Annotated in this window: 17 protein-coding genes; 7 read left to right on the plus strand and 10 right to left on the minus strand. The window is 47.1% G+C overall.

Annotated features, from left to right (window positions below; all coding sequences use genetic code 11):
• The first annotated feature begins 26 nt into the window (after window positions 1–26).
• The 7 genes from N2K84_RS04965 to N2K84_RS04995 all read left to right on the plus strand — a co-directional run bounded on the left by N2K84_RS04965 (window position 27) and on the right by N2K84_RS04995 (window position 11151).
• Window positions 27–1022 (plus strand): amidohydrolase family protein, encoded by a 996-nt coding sequence (locus N2K84_RS04965; protein ID WP_282590677.1) that lies wholly within the window; start codon window positions 27–29, stop codon window positions 1020–1022.
• Between the two features lie 136 nt (window positions 1023–1158).
• The gene (locus N2K84_RS04970; RefSeq protein ID WP_282590678.1) at window positions 1159–2328 is read left to right on the plus strand and encodes an esterase; all 1170 of its coding nucleotides are present in this window, start codon (window positions 1159–1161) and stop codon (window positions 2326–2328) included.
• A gap of 157 nt (window positions 2329–2485) precedes the next feature.
• Window positions 2486–3307, plus strand: a complete 822-nt coding sequence (locus N2K84_RS04975; RefSeq protein WP_282590679.1) for an MBL fold metallo-hydrolase — start codon at window positions 2486–2488, stop codon at window positions 3305–3307.
• 124 nt (window positions 3308–3431) lie between these two features.
• Window positions 3432–4289, plus strand: coding sequence for an alpha/beta hydrolase (locus N2K84_RS04980; protein WP_282590680.1), 858 nt, complete (start codon window positions 3432–3434; stop codon window positions 4287–4289).
• A 91-nt stretch (window positions 4290–4380) separates the two neighbouring features.
• Complete coding sequence (locus N2K84_RS04985) at window positions 4381–6666, plus strand: glycoside hydrolase family 3 C-terminal domain-containing protein (protein ID WP_282590681.1); 2286 nt, start codon at window positions 4381–4383, stop codon at window positions 6664–6666.
• 23 nt (window positions 6667–6689) lie between these two features.
• Complete coding sequence (locus N2K84_RS04990) at window positions 6690–8360, plus strand: carboxylesterase/lipase family protein (RefSeq protein ID WP_282590682.1); 1671 nt, start codon at window positions 6690–6692, stop codon at window positions 8358–8360.
• 340 nt (window positions 8361–8700) lie between these two features.
• Complete coding sequence (locus N2K84_RS04995) at window positions 8701–11151, plus strand: glycoside hydrolase family 3 C-terminal domain-containing protein (protein ID WP_282590683.1); 2451 nt, start codon at window positions 8701–8703, stop codon at window positions 11149–11151.
• 280 nt (window positions 11152–11431) lie between these two features.
• Here N2K84_RS04995 and hemE read toward each other — a convergent pair whose 3' ends face one another.
• From hemE to N2K84_RS05045, 10 genes are all read right to left on the minus strand, one after another.
• On the minus strand, window positions 11432–12460 hold the full coding sequence (gene hemE, locus N2K84_RS05000) for a uroporphyrinogen decarboxylase (RefSeq protein ID WP_282590684.1): 1029 nt from the start codon (window positions 12458–12460) through the stop codon (window positions 11432–11434).
• A gap of 26 nt (window positions 12461–12486) precedes the next feature.
• Entirely contained in the window at window positions 12487–13776 is a 1290-nt protein-coding gene (gene hemL / locus N2K84_RS05005; protein ID WP_282590685.1) for a glutamate-1-semialdehyde 2,1-aminomutase, read from the minus strand.
• Window positions 13777–13899: 123 nt separating this feature from the next.
• A complete protein-coding gene (hemB, locus tag N2K84_RS05010; protein WP_282590686.1) occupies window positions 13900–14892 on the minus strand; it encodes a porphobilinogen synthase in 993 nt (330 codons plus the stop codon).
• Window positions 14889–15650, minus strand: coding sequence for a uroporphyrinogen-III synthase (locus N2K84_RS05015; protein WP_282590687.1), 762 nt, complete (start codon window positions 15648–15650; stop codon window positions 14889–14891). The genes hemB and N2K84_RS05015 overlap by 4 nt, the downstream gene beginning before the upstream one ends.
• 2 nt (window positions 15651–15652) lie before the next feature.
• Window positions 15653–16582 (minus strand): hydroxymethylbilane synthase, encoded by a 930-nt coding sequence (gene hemC / locus N2K84_RS05020; RefSeq protein ID WP_282590688.1) that lies wholly within the window; start codon window positions 16580–16582, stop codon window positions 15653–15655.
• Window positions 16575–17828, minus strand: a complete 1254-nt coding sequence (hemA, locus tag N2K84_RS05025; RefSeq protein ID WP_282590689.1) for a glutamyl-tRNA reductase — start codon at window positions 17826–17828, stop codon at window positions 16575–16577. The genes hemC and hemA overlap by 8 nt, the downstream gene beginning before the upstream one ends.
• 50 nt (window positions 17829–17878) lie before the next feature.
• A complete protein-coding gene (locus N2K84_RS05030; RefSeq protein WP_282590690.1) occupies window positions 17879–18247 on the minus strand; it encodes a hypothetical protein in 369 nt (122 codons plus the stop codon).
• Between the two features lie 374 nt (window positions 18248–18621).
• Window positions 18622–20586 (minus strand): sulfate adenylyltransferase subunit CysN, encoded by a 1965-nt coding sequence (gene cysN, locus N2K84_RS05035; protein ID WP_282590691.1) that lies wholly within the window; start codon window positions 20584–20586, stop codon window positions 18622–18624.
• Between the two features lie 67 nt (window positions 20587–20653).
• Entirely contained in the window at window positions 20654–21562 is a 909-nt protein-coding gene (cysD, locus tag N2K84_RS05040; protein ID WP_282590692.1) for a sulfate adenylyltransferase subunit CysD, read from the minus strand.
• A gap of 109 nt (window positions 21563–21671) precedes the next feature.
• The gene (locus N2K84_RS05045) at window positions 21672–23477 is read right to left on the minus strand and encodes an SLC13 family permease (RefSeq protein WP_282590693.1); all 1806 of its coding nucleotides are present in this window, start codon (window positions 23475–23477) and stop codon (window positions 21672–21674) included.
• Between the last annotated feature and the right edge of the window lie 297 nt (window positions 23478–23774).

The raw sequence follows: 23774 nt of genomic DNA on the forward strand, positions 1-23774 counted from the left end.
TTTCACAAAACTGGAAAAATATGAAAATGGATAAAATTAAAAGCACCCTCTTTTTATTTTGCATAGCCTGTGGACTAAACGCTTATTCACAATCGTCAGCGCCTGCCAAACCTTTGCCGATCATTGATGTACATGTGCATACCATGAAAGTAAATCCGGCCTGGTCGTCGCCGATGTGTCCCTGGTTTTTGAGTGATATGCCGGGAGCCGATCCGAACGAACCTGCGCCGTTTTTCATGAACCTGGATTGTTCCGATCCGCTTCAACCAGCCAGGAGTGATGAGGAAATGCAGGCGGCGGTTTTGGAAACCATGGAGCGGTTGAATATGACTATCGTTGCTTTTAGCGATGCTGAAATTCTTCATCGATGGTACAATGCAGCGCCCAAAGGGCGGATCATTCCCGGAATTGGGATCAGCAACGCGAATGAAATGTCGGTTGAAGCTTTTCGGGATTCTTTGTCAAATGGTTTTTATAAAGTAATGGGGGAGTGTGCCCCCCAGTATCAGGGTATTTCGCCAAGCGATCTTTCTTTGGACGAATATTTTGGTATTGCAGAAGAGTTAGGCATTCCTGTTGGTATCCATTTGGGTACTGGTGGAAACGGGATGGCAAACCTGACCCAGCCAAAATATCGTGCATCGCTCGGTAATCCCTTTATTCTGGAAGACTTGCTGGCCCGTCACCCCAACCTAAAGGTTTGGATTATGCACGCCGGTTACCCGATGATTGATGAACTGATAGCCCTGATGGGAGCCAATGCGTATGTGTATTGCGATATTTCCGGCTTCATCTGGAGCTATCCGCTCGATGAAATTCATGCCTACATTAAACGGATCGTGCAGGCAGGTTTCGGAAAACGAATTATGTATGGCACTGATTTTATGATGTGGCCAAAACTGTTTGAAACTTCAATTGGCGTTATCGAAAATGCACAATACTTATCTTTCAACCAGAAACGGGACATCCTTTTCAATAATGCGGTCCGATTTTTCCGTCTGGATGAAGATCAGTTTAAGTGATGCATGTTTTATTCAAGGTCAATTTTTATCGCTTGAATAATCGAATAGAAAATAAATAAAAAATAGATTTGTGTCGATTAAACACAATAAGATGTTTCAAGTCTAACACCTATTAATCTAACTAAAAACGAAAAGAATGAAACGAATCTTCTCACTTACAATTTTAGTGATTCTGTTTTGCGCATCGGCATCTGCCCAACAAGCGCTTTGGGGTGGAGCGCAAATTACCTCGCCCGAAGTAAACTCGGATAAAACGGTAACCTTTCGCTTTCAGGCCCCTGATGCCAAAGAAGTAAAACTTACCGGCGATTGGATGCCCTCAGAAGGTTGGGTGCCCGGCTCCGAATTAATGATAAAAGACGACAAGGGGGTGTGGTCTTTCACAACCAAGCCGCTTGAATCTGACCTTTATGGTTATGCTTTTCTGGTTGACGGTCTTCGCAGCACCGATCCAAACAATCCCTTTCTGATTCGCGATGTGGCATCAGTCACCAATGTGTTTATCGTTGGGGGCGGAAAAGGCGATTTGTATTCAGTAAATGATGTTCTACACGGTTCGGTAATCCGCCGGTGGTACGACTCACCTAGCTTGAAAAAGCAACGCCGCATAACCATTTATACCCCTCCGGGTTACGAAAGCAGCACTGATAATTACCCGGTACTGTACCTGTTACATGGTGCCGGCGGAGACGAAGAAGCCTGGATTAACCTGGGGCGCCTATCGCAAATCATGGATAACCTCATTGCCCAGGGAAAAGCAAAGCCAATGATTGTGGTGTTGCCCAACGGAAACGTTTCGCAATCGGCAGCGCCCGGCGAAGGCCTGAGGGGATTCTACAAACCACAGTTTATGGTGCCCAACACCATGGACGGCAACTACGAGGCTTCGTTCCCCGACATCATGAAGTTTGTTGAAAGCAACTATCGCGTCAAGACAGACAACGCTAACCGGGCCATTGCCGGACTTTCCATGGGCGGATTCCATTCGCTGCACATCTCACGCTATTATCCCAACACATTCGATTATGTGGGCTTGTTCTCGGCGGCTATTTTGCCCAATCAGGATGTTTCTCACGAAGTGTACAACGATATTGACGGAAGCTTGGAAAAGCAAATGGAAAATGGCTACAAGCTTTACTGGATTGGCATGGGCAAAACCGACTTTCTCTATAAATCGGGCGAAGAATACCGCTCTAAACTCGATAATATGGGCATGAAATACAATTACGTGGAAACTGACGGTGGCCATACCTGGACCAACTGGCGCGTGTACCTTTCACAATTTGCACCAATGCTTTTTAAATAGAATGGATGGATAAACCACAGAGTTTTCAGGAAATTAGAACAGAAGGGGAAGATCTTCACTTCTTTATTCTCCTCCTGATTTCTGCGAATCTCTGTGGTTTGTTTTTTCTCTCAACTATGCCGGGCCAGATTGTTTTAACCGAATAAATTACCTAACCATGAAGCCGATCTTCTTAATCGCTCTTATGCTGGCATGTTTTGCCGGAATTTCCTCTTCCGGGCAGGAAGTTTTCAGAAACAATGAGCTTACGATCACCAAATTCGAAAAAAATATGTGGGTGATGGAAACCAGCGATCATACCACCATGTACCTGATAGAAGGGACACAAAAGGCCATGCTTATTGACACAGGGACCAAAACAGAGAAACTTGACTCCATTGTTAAACTGATCACTGCAAAGCCGCTTTGTGTTGTCGTTACCCACCTGCATCCTGATCATGCAGGCAACGTCCGCTTTTTCGATGAAATCCATTATCATCCGGCCGATACCTTACTACTTGGACGAAAAGGGGTTTCGTATGGAGGAAAAGTCAATTTTGTTGCCGATGGACAGAAAATTGATTTGGGCGAAACAGTATTGGAGGTTCGCTTAATGCCGGGCCATACTCCCGGTTCAATCGTTTTGCTCGATTGGAAAACAGGTAACTGTTACTCGGGTGATGCATTTGGTTCGGGGCAGGTGTGGATGCAGTTACAGCCACATGTTTCTATGGCCACTTATGCCGAATCGTGCCGAAAAATGGAAGCTTTGATGGAAAATGGCATCTCCGGAATCTATTGCGGCCATTATCCTTATGTCAAAAAAGCATTTGACAAAGCATACATCACCGATATGCGGATACTTGCCGGGGAACTTTCAAAAGGAGTAGCCCCCGAGGCAAAACCTTACTCGGTAAAAGTGCCGATCGGCGCGCAAAACCCGATGATTACCACCAACGGAAGTGCAAGCATTGTCTTCGATCCGGAAAACATCAACTAAATGGTTTGATGGATAAAGAGTCCCGAAAAATGATTGAAGGGTACAATATGTCCGAATACGACAATTTGAAGCGCCGCGAATGCATGGCGTTTGGAAAAGAAAATTTAAACTTAAATTGCTCAAAATGAAAAAAATAATTGGCTCATTCGTTTTTATATGTATTGTGTTCACCGCTTTTGCACAATGGCCTGCCATGGGAAAAGTGGAATACAAAACCATGCCCAGCAAAATTTTAAACGAAGACCGCGAGTATGCGGTTTACCTCCCCAAAAACTATATGGAAAATACGGGAAAGTCATACCCTGTGCTTTACTTGTTACATGGTGGTGGTGGCAGCCATACCGACTGGCCGCAAAAAGGAAGCCTGGCCGGAGTTGCCAATCAACTGATCGAATCGAACGAGGCAACCGAAATGATCATTGTTTGCCCGGAGGCCGGAAAAACATTCATGAATTATTTCAACAACCCGGAATGGCAATATGAAGACTATTTTTTCCAGGAACTGATTCCCTTTATTGAATCGAATTATAGGGTGATTGCCGATAAAAAGCACCGGGCTATTGCCGGGCTTTCAATGGGAGGCGGCGGAACTTTCGTATACGCGTCTCATCATCCCGAAATGTTTTGTGCTGCTTATGCCATGAGCGCTTATTTGTACCATCAGAAAGAGTTGTTTTGGTTGAATACCGATAACGATCCGGTTCAGAAAAAAATACATCAACTGGTGGACGACAACAATTGTGTAAAACTGGTTGAATATGCGGATGCAGGGAAGGTTGAGGCGATGAAAACCGTAAATTGGTTTATTGATTGCGGTGACGACGATTTTACGTTACGACCTAACCTCGAATTGATCATGGCCATGCGACAGGCCGGAATCCCCATGCAAATCCGCATCCGCGATGGCGGCCACACCTGGGAATACTGGCACTCGGCCTTGTATATTGCGATTCCCTTCGTCACCGATTGTTTCCGAAAATAAATCGTTCATCATGAACAGAATTATGGTTCTCTTTTCCACATTAGAAATATTGATCTTTGATATAACAGTATGAACACATTAAACTAAAAAAATGAATCTGGCCAAACTTTTAACAACTATTCTTTTTACAATCGTTCTGGGAGGTTGCACTGCCGAAAATGTGCGCCAGTCAGCTTTACTTCAGTACGATAAACAGATTGATGGGATTATCGGACAAATGACATTGGATGAAAAAATAAACATGCTCCATGCAAAACATATGTTTGTATCGGCAGGAGTTGAACGGTTGGGAATTGCCGATATGATATATGCGGATGGCCCCTTTGGCATTCGCGAAGAAATGCAACCGGATGGCTGGATGCCTTTGGGATGGGAAACCGATAAAGCTACTTTTTTCCCTACCGGTTCGGCATTGGCAGCTACCTGGAGTCCCGAACTGGCTTATGCTTATGGAACTGGTATGGCTCGTGAGGCCCGGTTGCGAGGGAAAGATATGATCCTTGGACCGGCCATAAATATTCAACGCATTCCAACAGGAGGACGTACTTACGAATATTTAAGCGAAGACCCGTTTTTAAGTTCGAGGTTATCGGTCGGTTATACCAAAGGCGTCCAGGACAACGGGGCCGCAGCTTGTTTAAAACACTATGCCCTCAACAACCAGGAGAATAACCGGGGAACAGTAAATGTGATTGTTGGCGAACGTGCCATGCGCGAAATTTACCTTCCTCCATTTCAGGCGGCTGTTGAAGAGGCAGATGCCTATGGTGTAATGGCTGCCTATAATAAAGTAAACGGTTGGTGGTGTGCCGAAAACGATATCCTGCTCAACAAAATTCTACGCGACGAATGGGGCTTTGCAGGCTTGGTCATTTCAGACTGGAATGGTACACACAGCACCGTTGATGCCATAACCAACGGCCTGAATATTGAGATGCCAACTAAAAGATTTCTGGGAGATGCTTTGCTCGATTCGGTAAAAGCAGGATTGGTTTCCGAAGAAATCATCAACCAGCGCGTTCGCGAAATTTTACGCGTTCGGCTGGCAATTAAGCCAATTCCGGCCGACGAAGCCAACAAGGAAGTCACTTCACAACCGGCACAACAACAAATTGCGTATGATGTAGCTTCAAAGTCAATTGTATTGTTGAAGAATGAAGGTGTCCTTCCTTTAGATCTTAGTAAAAAACAGGTATTTGCAGTTATTGGGGCTAATGCCGAACAGACTCTGGGGCTTGGCGGAATGGGGGCCGGTGTGAAAACATTGTATGAAGTCACTCCACTCGAAGGCTTGAGAAACAAAATTGGCGATCGGGCAGAGATTGTTTATGCAAAAGGGTACGAGCCTGTTGTTTTTAGTTTTGCCGATATGTTCAGGAAAAAGACACCCGAAGAAATTGAAAAGGAGGCCCGTGAGACAGAAGCAGTAGCTGAAAAATTGACAAAAGAAGCCGTAGAAGTGGCCTCGAAAGCTGATCTGGTTCTTTTTGTAGGTGGCAACGACCGGGCTGTGGAAACCGAAGGCAGCGACCGGAAAGACATGCAATTGCCTTCCGGACAGGATGATTTAATCCAGGCAATTGCCGCGGTAAATCCGAACATTGTAACCGTTCTTGTCAGTGGTGCCCCAAACGATCTGAATGTAGTACAACCCCTTTCAAAAGCGCTGCTGATTTCCTGGTTTAACGGAACTGAAGGTGGAAATGCGCTGGCCGATGTATTGGTTGGAAATATATCACCCAGTGGGCGTTTGCCTTTTACACTTCCGATAAAACTGGAAGATTCACCTGCTTATGCTTTGGGTAATTATCCGCAGGGTAAAAAGGGAGCCGATATTTTTGCCGACCTGGTTTCGGAAACCGAAAAAGTGGAAAAATCTGAAGACAATGCACCGGATGAAAAATTAAATGACGATCCAAATACCGCTATCTATTCCGAAGAATCGCTGGTGGGTTACCGATGGTTCGATACGAAGAACATTCCCGTGATGTACCCGTTTGGTTACGGGCTTACTTACACCAATTTTGAATATTCCGATCTGAAAACTGACAAAGATAGGTATGGAAAAAACGATGTGATTACCGTTTCCTTTGAGCTGAAAAATACAGGTTCGGCTGCAGCCGACGAAGTGGTCCAGGCTTATATTCATCGGATAAACCCATCGGTGGAGTGGCCTTATAAAGAACTCAAGGCATTTTCTCGTGTGCCATTAAATCCTGGTGAAAGCAAAACGGTTTCGTTGGAAATCCCGGTAAAAAATCTTCAGTATTGGGATGAAACGCTTCAGAGGTGGAACGACGATTTCTGCAATATCGAATTGCTGGTTGGCTCATCAGCCGGCGATATCAAGCTGAAAAAAGAAGTGACATTGAAATAAAATCAACCTAAATCTTATGCAATATGAAAACTAACAGACGTAACTTTTTTCAGACCCTTGGGGTTGGTGCTGCCGGGATCGGATTGGCATCGGTGCCATTAAGTGGTTATTCAGCCCTCAATAATTTATCAACGGATGACGATGATCAGCAGTTGTTTATCGGCGATGATATTGCCATTGCCGAAACTCAATACGGAAAAGTGAAGGGTTTTATTTTGCGTGGAATCCACCAGTTTCGTGGAATCCCATACGGGGCCGATACCTCGGGCAAAAACCGCTTTATGCCTCCCCTGCCACCTCAACTCTGGAACGGGATATTACCAACTGTTTGGTGGGGAAACACAGCCCCTCAATTGATGGACAACCGCTACGCAAACGCGTATTCCTCGTTTGTTGATCACTGGAACTACGACGATGTGAGTGAAGATTGCCTGAAGTTGAACATCTGGACCCCTGCGCCCGACAATAAGAAACGTTCGGTGCTGGTGTGGCTGCACGGCGGCGGCTACACCAACGGAAACGGCATTGAGCAGGACGGCTACGATGGCGAAAACCTGAGCCGCAAGGGCGACATCGTATTTGTATCGATCAATCACCGGCTGGGGCCAATCGGCTTTTCCGATCTGTCAGCGGTTGGCGGTGAAAAGTATGCTCATTCCGGCAATGTTGGCGCACTCGATATGGTCGCTGCCCTTCGGTGGGTGAAGGACAATATCTCCAACTTTGGTGGTGATCCTGCCAATGTAACCATCATGGGGCAATCGGGCGGCGGCGCAAAAGTCTGCATACTGACTGCGATGCCTCAGGCAAAAGGGCTATTTCACAAAGCTGTTCCGCTGAGTGGATCCACCATTAAAGCAATGGACCAGGACTATTCGAGGAAGATTGGCGAATATATTTTGAAAGAGGCAGGACTAACGGCTTCCGAGGTGGACAAACTTCAGGAGATGCCCTGGAAAGAATACATCTTACTGGCTAATAAGGCGGCCCAGAAAGCTGCGACTGAGATGGGGACTGCCGGTATGCGCGGCGGTTTTGCCCCGGTGGCCGACGGGGTTAACCTTCCCAAAGGGCAGTTTTATGCCGATCCAACTGGCCTGTCGGCTGTTGTACCCATGCTGATTTGCACCACTTTTCACGAGTGGGGAATGGCCCGTACCATGCCCGAGATGGAAAGTATCACAGCAGAGAAAGCCGTGGAGATGCTGAAAGAGCGTGCCGGATTTGGCGGTGGCTTAGGCGATAAAGCACAAGCGGTTTACGAGGCGTATGCCAAAACTTTCCCGAATGCCAAGCCTATCGAAATTATGACCCTGGTTAGCAGCAACCGGAAAGGGGCGATCGAAACGGCCAATGCAAAAACTGCTCAGACGGCACCGGTTTACCTGGCCTGGTTTGGATGGGAGCCCCCTTTATTCAACAACCGCATGCGCGCCTTTCATTGCCTGGATATTTGTTTCTGGTTTGCCAATACCGACCTGATGCTGACGCACACGGGCGGTGGAAAACGTCCACGGCAGTTAGCAGATAAAATGTCCTCGGCTTTGTTTCAGTTTATGAAAACCGGAAATCCAAACGGAGGAGGCCTGCCGGAATGGAAACCTTATTCTCCTGAAACGGGAGAAACCATGGTTTTGACTGATGTACCGGAATTGAAAAATGATCCCGACCGGTCAGCCCGGCAATTGCTGTAAATAATCAAACTTTAAAAGTTGACCGGGCGCTGTGCCTCGTTCCGGGAATATTCGCCGATGAAATCGAAGCTAATCGTCCGGTCTCCATTTCTGCTTCTCTCAGAATTCATCCAGATCAGGAAATTTTGGTTGTATAACATATCTGGTTTGTACTTTCATTTTTTAAATCTATCATTGTGTCAATACGACGTGAATGTTTGATTTGCTTGATTCTGGTTGACTTTGTTCTTGTTTTTGAGCGGGGGTGCTCAATTCAAGATTGTGCGGCAATGTTTCGACTGACTGAACAATGCCTCTTTTATGAAATAGAAGAAATTAAATTTTAGAAGAATAATCGATTATGAATAAAAAATGGTCTTATAAAAAACGAATGATTCAGTTCTCCTTGTTGATGTTGGTAATGGCTGGAATTACTGGTTGTAATCTTTCCGAAAAGGGAAAAACCGATCAGGAAAGAGTAGAGGAGATGGTTTCGGCCTTGAGTTTGGAACAAAAGGCTCAGTTGTTGATTGGTACAGGTATGTTCATGGATTTGCCGGATTCCATCAAAAATATGTTTGGCGATCGGAAAATGGACGAAAATACAGACACCCTGTACACCAATATGGTTGATCGCATACGGAAATATCTCCCGGGTGCGGCAGGTTTTAGCTCCGAATTTCCGGAAATAGGCATTAGCTCGCAGGTATTGGCCGATGGGCCGGCCGGTTTGCGGATTTCACCCAAAAGAAAAGGCGAGGAGCGAACTTATTATTGCACGGCTTTCCCGATTGCCACGGTGCTGGCTTCGAGTTGGGATACAGAGCTGGTTTACCGGGTAGGCGAGGCGATGGGCAACGAAGTGCTGGAATATGGGGCCGATGTGTTGCTGGCCCCGGGGATGAATATTCAGCGCGACCCGTTGTGCGGACGTAATTTTGAGTACTATTCCGAAGACCCGCTGGTGACCGGTAAAATGGCCGCGGCCATGGTTAACGGCATCCAGTCGAACGGCGTGGGCACCTCTGTGAAACATTTTGCCGCCAACAATCAGGAAACCAACAGGATGTCGGTAAACACGGTTGTAAGTGAGCGGGCGTTGCGCGAAATCTATCTGAAAGGTTTTGAAATTGCCGTGAAAGAGGCGCAACCATGGACGGTGATGTCATCCTATAATAAAATTAATGGCGTTTATACATCCGAAAGTCACGATCTGTTGACAAAAATATTACGCAATGATTGGGGGTTTGCCGGTTATGTAATGACTGACTGGGGTGGTGGCAGCGACGTGGTGGCCCAAATGGAAGCTGGAAACGATATGATCCAGCCGGGTCAGCCGAAGCAAATCCAGGAGTTAATTGCAGCCGTAAACGAAGGTCGTTTGGATGAAGCCGTGTTGGATCAAAACCTGTCCCGCATCTTGGGAATTATGCTGAAATCCCCCAAACATAAGGGGTATGCTTATTCCTCAAATCCCGACTTGCAAGCACATGCAGCCGTAACCCGACAGGCTGCAACCGACGGGATGGTCTTGCTCGAAAATAAAAACCAGGCGCTTCCAATTGCTGAAAACCTGAAAAAGGTAGCTGCTTTCGGAAATACTTCCTATGATTTTGTTGCTGGCGGCACCGGCAGTGGAGATGTAAACGAAGCATATACCATTTCGCTGATCGAAGGACTGAAAAACGGGGGCTTCGAAACCGATGAGGAATTGGCGGCAATTTACGAGGCCTACATTCAGGAAAACCGGGCAAAATCGGGTAACCCGAAAAATTGGCTGGCAGCACTCATGGGTGGAAAAGAACCCGTTGAAGAAATGCCCCTTGCAAAAGCACTGGCAGCAAAAATGGCCGGTAAGGCAGATGTTGCCCTGATCACTATTGGCCGCAACTCGGGCGAAGGTGGCGACCGGGAGGCTGTGGAGGGTGATTTTTACCTCACCGCAACTGAAAAAGCCATGATCAAAGATGTGACGGAGGCATTCCGGGCAAAAGGCAAGAAAGCGATTGTGGTGCTGAATGTGGGCGGCGTAATTGAAACTGCCAGCTGGCGCGAATGGCCCGATGCAGTTTTGATGGCCTGGCAGCCGGGACAGGAAGCCGGTAATTCGGTAGTGGATGTGCTTACCGGCAAGGTGAACCCTTCGGGAAAACTGGCGGTTACCTTCCCGCTTTCTTATCAGGATGCCCCATCGGCTAAAAATTTTCCGGGCGTTGAGGTGAAATCGGATCAAACAGATGATGCGGCCGATTTATCAGGCTTCTCGTTTATGCGGCGTGTTCCCTGGGAGGTTGTTTATGAAGAAGATATTTACGTGGGCTACCGCTACTACAACACGTTTAATGTGCCTGTGGCTTACGAGTTTGGCTACGGACTGTCATACACCAATTTCGAATATGCAAATTTACAGCTCGGCTCAGCCACTTTTGACGGCACGCTTACCGCTTCGATTGAAGTGAAAAATACAGGTTCGGTTGCCGGACGCGAAGTGGTTCAGCTATATGCCGGTGCCCCGAACGGCAAACTGGAAAAACCCGAAGCAACATTAGTTGCTTTTGGCAAAACTCGTCTGTTGCAGCCAGGTGAATCCGAAACTCTCAGTTTTACCATTAATGCAAGCGATTTGGCATCGTTCGATGAGGCGGCCTCGGCTTGGATTATCGAACCGGGAAGCTACTCCCTGAAAGTGGGCGCCTCTTCGCTTAAAATACACCAAACAGCTTCGTTTGAGGTTGACTCGGAGATGAATGTTGGCCAGGTTAGCAAAGCGTTGGCTCCACAGCGTAGCTTCGACCGGTTAAGTTTAAATTAACAGAAAATAGCAGGTTTCGTTTTATATGGATTGGTTAGTTGAATTGGCTTTCTGCACTTCCGGTTTTGTGCCGGGGTGCAGAAGCCTTTTAATCGAAAAACGATGAAGAAATTTTCAGCAATTTTTTATCCTTAGTGTGCTTTTCAGTTGCGTGGGTAGGTTACGGGTTGGCCTTCATCGATTTGAATAGGCATGGCGTTTTGGATCCGTATGAATACTGGCGTTTGCCGGTTGCCGAACGGGCACAGGATTTAGCCAGGAGGAAGTCGGTGGAGCAAATTTATTCCCAGTTGGTACTTTTAATCCAGTCCACTACAAACTTGGCATTTTCGTAAGGAATGTCGGGAAGGAATCCGTGTCCCAGATTGAATATCCATTTTTCATTTTCACGGAAAAATGGCTTGTAATTTTCCAATATCTGTTCAATTTCCTGCCGGGTTCCATATAAATAGCGGGGATCGAGGTTTCCCTGCAGGCCAACCTCCGGATGGACCAGCTGCCGCGCGTGTTCAAGCGGCATTTGCCAGTCGATGCTGACAAAATCGGCCAAATCGGGCGTAACGTACTTCAGGCCGGTGCCCAATCCTTTCGGGAAGAAGATGAACGGTGTGCCGGTACTGCGAACAGCCTGGCCAATTTTTTTAACCGCTGGCATAAACAGTTCCCGGTACAGTTCAACCGGGACCAGGTTGGCATGCGTTTCGAAAAGCTGGAACGCGTCAATCCCGTGCTCAATTTGCTTTTGTGCGTAGTGGGCTGATAAATCAGCAATAGCATCAATCAGCCTTTGGGCTTCTTTTTTATGCTGAAAAAGAAACTTGATGGCCTCCGGGAAATTGGGGTTTGAACTGATTCCCTGCACCATGTAGCACAGGGTGGTAAGCGGGGCTCCGCAGAAACCGATTAAGGGAATGTTGGCAGGCCGTTGACGGATAATTTCATCAATGTTCCGGTAAATGTATTCCAGTTTTTCCGGTGCCGGACAGAGGTGATCAGCCGGATTGGACAATCCCTTCAGTGGTTTGTTGAATACGGGCCCGTGGTCGGTGAACTCCAGCTCCATGCCCATCGCATTCGGGATGACCAGAATGTCCGAAAACAGAATGGCCGCGTCAACCCCCAAATCATAAATGGGCATGAGGGTCACTTCGGCGGCCAGTTTTTCATCCTCCATCAACTCGTGAAAGGTATAGCGTTCCTTTAGTTTATTGTAGTTGGGCAACACACGTCCGGCCTGGCGCATAAACCAAACCGGTGGGCGAGAGGTCTTCTTTCCGTTTATCTTATCCAGAAAAATCGAGTTCTGCATGTTCTTCTTTTTGAAGGTTGTTGAATTTACAGGCTTTTCAGGGCTTTTTCGCTGGCAGCAATGATGCACTGGATATCGTCATCGGTGTGGGCATCAGAAACAAAAAGGCACTCGAACTGTGACGGGGCCAGGTAAATTCCGCTTTCCAATGATTTTTTGAAATAGCTGGCATAGCGGGCTGTGTCCGATTTCATGGCCTGGTCGAACGATTTCACTTCTTTTTCCTGCGTGAAAAACAAAGTCATCATCGAGCCAATACGGTTAATAACACCAGGGATGCCTTTTTTGTCGAGGTTTGCGCTTAACCCGGCTTCCAGGTTGGTCGCCTTGCGTTCCAGACCGGCATAAATTTTCGGATTGTCCTTCAGTGTTTTTAGCATGACTTTGCCGGCGGCCATGGCCAATGGATTCCCCGATAAAGTACCGGCTTGGTATACAGGACCTTCCGGTGCCAGTTGATTCATGATTTCCGCCTTGCCGCCGTAAGCGCCTACCGGCAGGCCACCGCCAATGATTTTCCCCAAGGTGGTCAGGTCGGGCTCAATGCCAAACCGTTCCTGGGCGCCGCCAGGCGCCAGGCGGAAGCCGGTGATGACTTCATCAAAAATCAACAGTGAACCATACTGTTCGGTCAACTCCCGCAATCCTTTCAGAAAACCGGGTTCAGGCAAAACCACGCCCATGTTCCCGGCTACCGGTTCAAGGATGACAGCTGCAATGTCATGGCCTCGCTCTTCGAAAAGTTTTTTAACCGATTCCAGGTTATTGAATTCGGCCGTCAATGTATTTTGGGCAGCCGCCTTGGTAACCCCCGGACTGTCGGGCAGGCCAAGTGTGATTGCGCCCGACCCTGCTTTAATCAGAAAGCTATCGGCATGGCCGTGGTAGCATCCGGCAAATTTTACGACCAAATCGCGGCCTGTAAATCCGCGGGCCAGTCGCAGGGCGCTCATAGTGGCTTCGGTGCCCGAGTTCACCATCCGTACTTTTTGTACCGAAGGAACCATGGCCGTAATCAGTTCGGCCATCTCGGTTTCTATCAGCGTTGGCGCTCCATAGCTGGTACCGAGCGTGGCTGCCTCTTTTACTGCTTCAACGATTTCATCATGCGCGTGTCCCAAAATCAGTGGCCCCCAGGATGCGACAAAGTCAAGATATTCATTGTCGTCAATATCCCAGATCCTTGCCCCTTTTGCTTTTTTTATAAAAATGGGATCGGCCTGCACGCTTTTGAACGCGCGGACAGGTGAGTTAACTCCGCCCGGGATAAGTTGTCTGGCTTTTTCAAATGCCTGTATGCTGTTGTGGTAGTTCATAGTTTCAAGTTTCGAGTTTCGAGTTTCAAGTTCCAAGTCTCAAGTTGACCTTTGTCAATGCCCAAATCACGTTGACCAATCACCAATTACTATTGACTAATGACCAATTATTCGATGCCTACTTCAAACTCGGTTTCCTTTCTTCATTTCGCTCAATACAAATTCTTTGGCGTGGTAAGTGATGATTACATCGGCGCCTGCCCGTTTGATTGAGGTGAGGATTTCCTTGATCAGGCGTTCGCCATCTACCCAGCCATTGGCAGCCGCAGCTTTCACCATCGAAAATTCGCCGCTCACATTGTAGGCCACCACCGGCATATTGAAGGTCGTTTTTACCCGGTTGATGATGTCGAGATAACTGAGGGCCGGCTTCACCATCACCATGTCGGCGCCTTCAATAATATCCTGCTCCACTTCGCGCAAGGCTTCGTCGCTGTTTGCCGGATCCATTTGGTAGGTGCTGCGGTCGCCAAATTTCGGAGCGCTTTCGGCGGCATCGCGGAAAGGTCCGTAAAAGCCAGAAGCGTATTTGGCAGAATAGGCCATGATGGGCGTGTTTTCGTATCCGTTTTCATCCAAAGCCTTCCGGATGGCGCCTACGCGACCGTCCATCATATCGCTGGGGGCAATAATGTCGGCTCCCGCTTTGGCAAGCGTAACCGATTGAGCGGCGAGCGTGTGCAAGGTACTGTCGTTGTCCACATCGCCATTAATGATCGTTCCGCAATGGCCGTGGGTGGTATATTCGCAATTGCAAACATCAGCCACAATCATCACTTGGGGAACAATTTCTTTCAGCGCCCGGATCGCTTTTGGAACAATGGCGTCGTAGTGGCAGGCCACATGTCCGGTTTCATCTTTCGACTCGGGAATTCCAAACAGCAGAATTTTATCAACGCCGGTCGTTTCGAACAGATCTTTCACTTCATTCACCAGCAGATCGATGGATAATTGGAAATTGCCAGGCATGGATTTGATGGGATTGCTCACGTTTTTGCCAGGGCAAACAAAATAGGGCATAATCAGGTCGTCCCGGTTTACTTCGGTTTCGCGCACCATGCTTCGGATAGTGGCAGTTTTTCGCAGTCTTCTTAACCGTGTGATTGGATAGCTCATAATGTGTTGTTTTTTAAGTCTTTTTTGAAATAGCTGATAGTTGCTTCGGCCAAAGCTTTGTAACTGGATTCAGCAGCTGTGACCAACGGGTTCAGTCCGAGTTCGCTCATGGCAGTCGTTGTTGTTTTGCCAATGCTGATCAACCGCAAGCCGGTTTTATTTCGTTTCAATGTTGCGTACAGGTTTTTTATGGCCGAAGGACTGCTGACAATCAATAAATCGTAAGCATCATCTTCAATTTGCTTCAGTAAATTTTCGTCGATATTTTCAGGTTCAATTGTTTGGTAAACATTGACCCTATCAACCGGATGATTTGCTGATAATTTACGTTGCAGAGTGTCCGGTGCCAGGTTGCCAAGTACCAGTAAAACCGAATTGCCTGGCGGAATGGTTCCTGACAATTCTTCAGCAAAGTCAGCTCCCGATTTTCCGCTGCCCACAAAATCGGCGACGTAACCATTCTTTAGGAGTTCCGCTGCGGTTATTTCACCCAATGCCGCCATTTTATTACTGTTCGTCGGTTTTTGTTCCTGTAGAAAAGCAGAAACGCCATTCTTGCTGGTGAACACCAGCCAATGATAGGAACCGATTTCTTTTTGCAATTGAAATAAAGAAGGGGATACTTCGATCATGGGCAAATAGTACACCTCAGCGCCCAATTGGCTGATGATTTCAAAAAAATCATCGGGATCTTTTTTCGGATAGGTGCAGATGATGATTTTGCCTTGTAATATGTCTGTATCTGGTAGTTTGTCCATGTTTAAACGGTCCGGATCGAGTCCAGGATTTCTCTTCCACCTTCATCGAGTATGGCCTGGGCGAGTTCGATGGCTTTTTCCGATGCTTCGTCCAGCGAGCAGTCAACGGTTTTCCGAATGACGGTCTTCCCATCCAGGCCGGCCACCAGCCCTGTTAGTTTTAGCTGGCTGCCGTGTGGCTCAGAATAACAGGCCACCGGAACCTGACAGCCTCCTTCGAGGGTACGCAAAAGCCAGCGTTCGGCCATGGTAGTTTGCCAGGTGAGTTCATCCGAAACAGCATCGACAACGCGTTGGATAAACTCATCATCTTCCCTGATTTCGATGGCAACTGCTCCCTGACTGACGGCCGGCAAAATTACTGTCGGATCCAGAAATTCGGTTATCAGTTTTTCGTATCCCAGACGAATAATTCCTGCTCCGGCCATAACCAGTGCATCGCAATGCCCGTCTTTCATTTTTTGGATGCGGGTATCCACGTTGCCGCGGATGTCAACAATAGTCAGATTTGGATTGAAGTGCAACAGTTGGGCCTTTCGGCGCAAGCTGGAAGTAGCAATCCGGTCGTTTTCAGTCATCTCCGTCAGCTTTCGACCATCCTTTGAAATCAGTACATCGCGCACTTCGCCACGGGGCAACATGCCGCCAATGATCAGTCCTTCAGGTAATTCAGTTGGCAGATCTTTCAAACTATGAACGGCCAGGTCAATCTCGCCGTTTATCAGTGCAGTTTCTATTTCTTTGGTGAACAGGCCCTTGTCTCCGATTTTCGACAACGCGACATCCAAAATAATGTCGCCTTTTGTTTTGATGATTTCAATTTCGACTGTTAGATGCGGGAAAGCTCCGGAAATAGCCGCTTGCACTTGTTCGGCCTGCCAGAGGGCCAATTTGCTGCCTCGGGTGCCTATCTTGATGTTTTTTTTACTCATTGGATGGAGAAAATAGGTCGTTGATGACTTTTACATATTCGGTTTTCCGGCCATTATCGCTGATGGTCTTCATGCTCTTGATCAATGCATTAACTAATTTATCCGAAACTTGTTTGCCGTATTTTTCCATGAATTGAAATTCTTCTTCGGTGTGGAATTTTTTCGCAGCAGCCAATTCATTCAGGTTAACCTGATTCACAGCCGCAATAATTTTTTGAATGACCGGTGACAGATTTTGTGTACTCAACCAATCGGAAAAATCGGCAACTTTTTCAGCAATAATTACTTCGGCGACCGAAACGTAGGCTTGCTTTTTTTCCTTGTTTCCGGCTACTACTTCTTCCAAATCATCAACATTCAGCAGAGAAACCCCGTTAATTCCGGCCACATCGGGGTGAATATTTCGCGGTACCCCCAAATCGATCATCATTACCCGGGGGTGACCATTGAGGTGGGGCATAATCCGTCCGGCGTCTAAAATTGGTTCTTTGCAGGCAACCGAGCTGACAATGATTTCGGCTTCATGGATACCCAGCATCAGATCGTGAAAGGGCAGGGACTTGCCGTTGTAACGGGCGGCCAGCTCTTCCGCTTTGTTCCGGGTACGGTTGGTTACCATGATGTTTTTACAGCCTTTTTTGTAAAGATTTTTGATGACCAGTTCTCCGGTTTCGCCGGCGCCGATCAACAGGATTTTTTTATCCTGAAGGTTTTCGAATTGCTCGCTGCATTTTTCTACGGCGGCATAACTCACCGAAAAAGCGCCGGTGCTCATGGCCGTGTTGGTCCGGACCAGTTTGCCGGTTTCAAGTGCTTTGTTGAACAATCGCTTCAGCACTTTCCCCACCGTGCCGTTTTCTTTTGCCTGATTGAATGCTTCTTTTATTTGCGAAACAATCTGGTATTCGCCCAACACCATCGATTCGAGGCTGGAGACCACGCGGAACAAGTGTCTGATGGCGTCATCGTGCTGAAAACGGTAGAAATGCTTGTGCATTTCATCGCTTTCCCCAACAAGATCATGCAGATAACGCAGCAAGATGCTAAAAGCTCCGGTAGAGCAGCATTTGTCTGCCTTAAAGTAAATTTCAGTACGGTTGCAAGTGGACAAGATAACAACTTCTTCGATGTATTTATTATCGAAGATGGATTTGGCAAGTTTGGCGCTTTCTGCTTTATCCAGTGCAAATTTTTCTCGAATATGTACAGATGCCGATTTATGGCTAAGACCAATAATTCCAATCATAATGGCTATAAAAAATGAAACTTCGGATACTTTTCAACGAGTTGCTGATATCAGCTCATCAGGCAAGGCGGCGAAAGTCCAAAGAAACGGGCAATATGTTTTTTGGAATGAAATGTACCAACAAAATTTCCACCGGAAAATGTGAGGTGTAAATAAGGTATTTTTAGTGCTGTACCGGCAGGAAAAGCAACCTGATTACCAATTTTCTGGTTTTCCTGGAAATCGCTCCAGTGAAACTGGTAACAGTTTGAATAAGTGGTGGTTGTTTCGGGAGCAGCAGGAAGTGAGATGTTCTTCTCATCGGGTTTGGTTTCCATATTGGCCAACGCCTCCTGGCTGGTTGCCAGGGTAAATGTCAGCACCACTCCCAGCAGGAGCAGGTATGGTAACAATGAACCGGTTAGTCCGAGAAAAAACATTTTAGTACCTTTTTCAGCAAAGTTAATAATCTGATGCAAACAAACCAGTATTCAGCCAATTGAAAAAGTTGATAGATGTCAATCTAACTGGTTTGTTATGTGAGCTTTTGCTGTTGTGTAACATAGTTGGAAAAAATCATTTTTGTCAACGCAAAAGGTTTCATCGCATCGAACAAAGCAGAAAACAACCAATTCGTGCAATGGTTCGCTGGAAATGGTACTTTCTTGTATTTTATGATCATTGATTGGTGTAGGTAAAAAAATCCCAACAGCCGGATGTTGCAAGGGGCGCATTCCGGCTGTTGGGATTTTTTGAGGTCACGGACCTATTTATATTTCCTTGATCACTTCTTTGTCCGAATGGTTTCTGCTTTCTATAAAGGGAAAATTCCCTGTTCGCGGCAGTATTCAATTAATCGTTCCGGATTTTTTCCGTTATCTGTTGGACTGAGTTTCAATGCAGGTTTTTCCGGGGCTTCAAACGGAATGTCAATGCCGGGAACGTACTTCAGGTTTTCCTGGGCGTAAAAGTCGGGTTTGTTTTTCTGGCAATATTCCATACTGGCATCCATGAAAAACAAATGGAACCGCTCGGGGCCAATAATTTCGGCCACCTGTTCGCGGATGTGCTTGTCGGGCGAAATGAATGAGCAGATGGTAATGATCCCCTGATCGTTCAGCAGGCGACAAACTTCGGCTACGCGTCGCAGGTGCTCAGCCCTGTCGGTGGGCGTGTAGTCCAACTCTTTTGACAAGCCTGAACGCACCGAGCTGCCATCGAGCAACACGACGGTTGCACCCATGTCGAACAGTTGCTTTTCCAGGCTGAAAGCCATTTCGTTTTTGCCTGACCCATGCAAGCCGGTAATCCAAAGCGTTGCGCCTTTTTGCTTATATCGCTGCTGGTAAGCTTCATCCGAAATCAGCCCTTGTCCTCGACGGATTTGCTCCTTCTCGTGATCGCTGATGCGTGAGGGCAGGTCGTCTGCGCTGAGTTTGTCGATGATCATTCCCACCGCCACCGTATTGTGGCTAACAGGATCAATCAACACAAATGAACCGGTGCTTTTGTTCTTTTTATACGGATCGAAAAATAGCGGCTTATTGGTTGTCAGCACTGCACGGCCTATTTCATTCAGCTCAAAATGATCGATTTCCGATTTTTGAAGCGTGTTGACATCAATTTTGTATTGAATTTTATCGATGCGCGCCTTGGTATTGTTGTTGGCGTGCTTGATAAAAAAGTGAGTGGTCGGATCCATGGGCTTTTCGTCCATCCAAACCAGCATCGACTCGAAGTGGCGTTCCATGCGTGGAAGATTGTCGGGATATACGATCATGTCGCCGCGCGAAATGTCAATTTCATCTTCCAGGGTAACGGTGACCGATTGTGGTGGGAAGGCCTCATCCAGTTCGCCGTCATAGGAAACAATGTTCCGGATGACCGAGGTTTTTCTCGAAGGAAGTACCATGATTTTTTCGCCTTTGCGCACAATGCCCGAGGCCACCCGCGATGAAAAGCCGCGGAAGTTGTTGTCGGGTTTCAGTACATACTGTACCGGGTAGCGCATATCGTCAAAGTTGCGGTCGGAGCTGATGTGTACGGTTTCCAAAAAGTCGAGCATACATTTGCCTTTGTACCAGGGCATCCGCTCGGATGGTTCCACCACGTTGTCGCCTTTCAGCGCCGAAATCGGGATGAAGTTGACATCCGGAATATCGAGCTGTGCCACAAAGTTTTTGTAGTCTTCGCAAATCTCATCAAAGATTTTTTGGTCGAAATTGACCAGGTCCATTTTGTTGACTGCCAGCACCACGTGTTTGATCCCCAACAGCGACACCAGGAATGTATGGCGGCGGGTCTGGGTGATCACACCTTTGGTGGCATCAATGAGGATGATGGCCAGGTTGGCGGTGGAAGCGCCGGTTACCATGTTGCGGGTATATTGTTCGTGCCCCGGTGTGTCGGCTATGATAAATTTGCGTTTGTTGGTCGAGAAATAGCGATAAGCCACGTCAATGGTGATCCCTTGTTCACGTTCCGCTTTCAGCCCGTCGAGCAATAAGGCGTAATCAATATCTTCACCGGCGTGTCCCATGCGTTTGCTGTCGCGTTCGAGTGCCGAAAGCTGGTCTTCGTAAAGTTTTTTGCTGTCGAAGAGCAAACGGCCGATCAGGGTTGATTTGCCATCGTCAACCGATCCGGCTGTAAGCAAACGGAGCAGGTCTTTCTTTTCGTCCTGATCGAGGAATGCCTTGATATCGAGAAAGCCCCCCTCTTTTCTCCCGACGGGGGGATGATTTGGATTAGCTGTATCTGAATTTTTATTTGTTGTCATTTCATTCAATTTTGTCCGCAACTTTTTTATTTTTTTCTATCTCTTCCCCTTTGGGAAGGCCGGGGTGTTAAAAGTACCCTTCCCGTTTCTTTTGCTCCATGCTGGCTTCCTGATCGAAATCGATCACACGGGTGGTGCGTTCCGAAACGGTCACCGTCATCATTTCTTCCACAATTTTTTCAATCGTATCTGCCTCCGATTCGATGGCGCCGGTAAGCGGGTAGCAGCCCAATGTTCGGAAACGTACTCTTTTCATCTCTGCTTTGGCAGCCAGTTCTTTTGGCATGCGTTCGTCGTCCACCATAATCAGGTTGCCGTCCACATTCACAACAGGGCGTTCTTTGGCGTAATATAGCGGCACAATCGGGATGTTTTCCAGGCGGATATACTGCCAGATATCCAACTCCGTCCAGTTTGAAATAGGGAACACACGGATAGATTCTCCTTTGTGTACACGGGCATTATAAATGTCCCACAGTTCGGGGCGTTGGTTTTTGGGATCCCACTGGTGGAATTTGTCGCGGAACGAGAAGATCCGCTCTTTAGCACGCGATTTTTCTTCGTCGCGGCGGGCGCCACCAAAGGCTGCATCAAATTTATATTTGTTCAGGCCTTCCAGCAGTGCCTGTGTTTTCATCATATCTGTGTGAACTTTACTTCCGTGGGTGAACGGGCCGACCCCCGATTCGAAACCTTGCTTGTTGTAATGCACTAGCAGGTCCCAGCCATTTTCTTTGGCATAGTTGTCGCGGAATTCGATCATCTCGCGAAATTTCCATTTCGAGTCGATATGCATCAATGGGAAAGGAACTTTTCCCGGGTAGAAGGCTTTCTCAGCCAACCTGACCATCACCGATGAGTCTTTTCCGATGGAATACAACATCACCGGGTTTTCAAATTCGGCAGCCACCTCCCTGATGATATGAATCGCCTCGGCTTCAAGCTCCCGTAAATGTGTCAGCGTGTATTTATTCATAGTTAAAATTTTTCTTTTGAGGCCATGGCCTTCAGTCTAAAAAAACATTCGCCCGCAAAAATAGTTGATTCTGGGTAAATTTTATGGGTATTAATTCTTATTCTTCCGGCTAAAATGGCCAGATCATCGGAATGAGGATGATGGAAATGATGAAGGCGATAACGTTGAGCGGCAATCCGACTTTTGTGTAATCGCTGAATTTGTAATTTCCCAAACCTTGCACCAACAGGTTGGTTTGGTAACCAATTGGCGTGGCAAAACTGGCCGAAGCTGCAATGCAGATGGCGATAAAAAATGGTTTCGGATCAACATTCATTTGCTGGGCGGCCGAGTAGGCAATGGGGAAAACCAGGGCTGCGGCTGCGTTGTTGGTAATTACTTCGGTAAATAGGGTGGTAATCAGGTAGATCGTGATCAGCACGCCAAGTGGGCCAAACGATTTTGAAAAGTTGATGGCGGTATGTGCAATGCTGTCGGCTGCGCCGGAGTTTTGCAGCGCTTTGCTGAGGCCAAATGCACAGGCAATGGTGATTAGCACGTCCCACGAGATTGCTTTGGTGTATTTCCGGTTGGGCAAAATGTTGATCCAGGCCATCAGAATGGCAACGATGGCTGCAAAGTAAAACATGTCGGGATGTTCGCCATTGATTTCGGGCAAATAGCGTCCAACCGTTGCGCCAACAATCATCAGCAAAACCAGCAGGATGGCGAACAAACGTTGCCCGCGATAACGGGGTGGGGGAATTTCACCAATAAACGAAGTGAGGTAAAATATCTTGGATTCACCCCAGTTTTTGATGAAGTTTTCGTTGGTGAGCAATACCAGGCTGTCGCCGGCTTTCATGCGCACCGATCCCACATTGGTCGAGATGGTTTCCCCGTTCCGGTAAACCGCAAGAACTTCGGCCTGATAGTGGTTCAGGAAGTCAAATTCGTCAATCGTTTGGTTGATACCGGGAAAGCGGGGGGCAATAACTGTCTCAATCTGTTTGATGTCCGTACTTTTATAAAATTTGCCAAAGCCTTTCATCGCTTTCAGTTCCAGTTTCCGGTGAGTGACCAGGGGGACCAGGGCATCCGTTTTCACAGCTACTACCAGTTTGTCTTCTTGTTGAAGTTCGAATTTGCCTTTGCGGGTATCAATAATTTTATTGTCCCGTTCAATGGAATGAATGATGATATCTTTCAGCAAATGAGTTCGTCCATTGTTGATCTCCTGTCCCACCAGTGAACTATTCGGTGGCAAACAGGCATCCAGAAAATACTCTTTGTAGTCCTGATAGTGGCGTTTACTGCGGTTTTTTTGGCCAGGCAATAATTTGTGGCCTAAAAAAGCAAGGTAAATAAAGCCAGCCAAGGCTATCCAAATTCCCACTTTGCCCAGTTCAAACATGTGCAGTCCCGAAAGGTTGTTCTGAAGCATCAATCCGTGTACAACCAAGTTGGTTGATGTGCCGATCAACGTGCAAATACCGCCCAGGATCGTTGCATACGATAGCGGAATCAGGAATTTTTGCGGGGAGAGGTTCATTTTTTCTGCCCAATTTTTAATCATGGGCGCAAAAATGATCACTACCGGTGTGTTGTTCAGAAAAGCTGAAATAGCCGAAACCGGGATCAGGATCTTGGCCAACGTGATTGGCATTTTTCCTCTTCGTTTGGGCAGAAATGCACGGGCTACAATGTTTAGGGCTCCGGTTTGGCGAACACCTTCGCTTACTAAAAAGAGTACTGCAACGGTAAGCATCCCTTTGTTTGAAAAGCCAGCCAGACTTTCTTGCGTATTGATAACTCCGGTAGCCATTAATACCACCAGAGCCGAAAATAACAGCAATCCGGGACGCATCCAGTCGTAAACCAATGCTACAATCATAATTACGATAACAGCCAGAACGAAGTAGCCTTCAAAAGTCATTGATGTTAGATTTTTTGCGTAAAGGTAGGCTTATTTGCTTAGCCGGGCATGGAGTAAAATACTTATTTCAGGTGCTGGTTTAGGGGGTGTCCGAAAAAAAATGGCTCTATCTTCCTCATTTTGTGGTCTCCCGAAAATCATGTTTAGCCGGAATAGATTTTTTTAGAAATTTTATTTTGAAGTTTTAGAGAAAAAATCTAATTTTGCAGCGCCTTTAAACAAAAAGGCTACACATAACGAGGATGACTCAGTAGCTCAGCTGGTAGAGCACATCCCTTTTAAGGATGGGGTCCTGGG

Source organism: Gaoshiqia sediminis, from assembly GCF_025907915.1.
In the GTDB taxonomy this organism is placed as follows: domain Bacteria; phylum Bacteroidota; class Bacteroidia; order Bacteroidales; family Prolixibacteraceae; genus Gaoshiqia; species Gaoshiqia sediminis.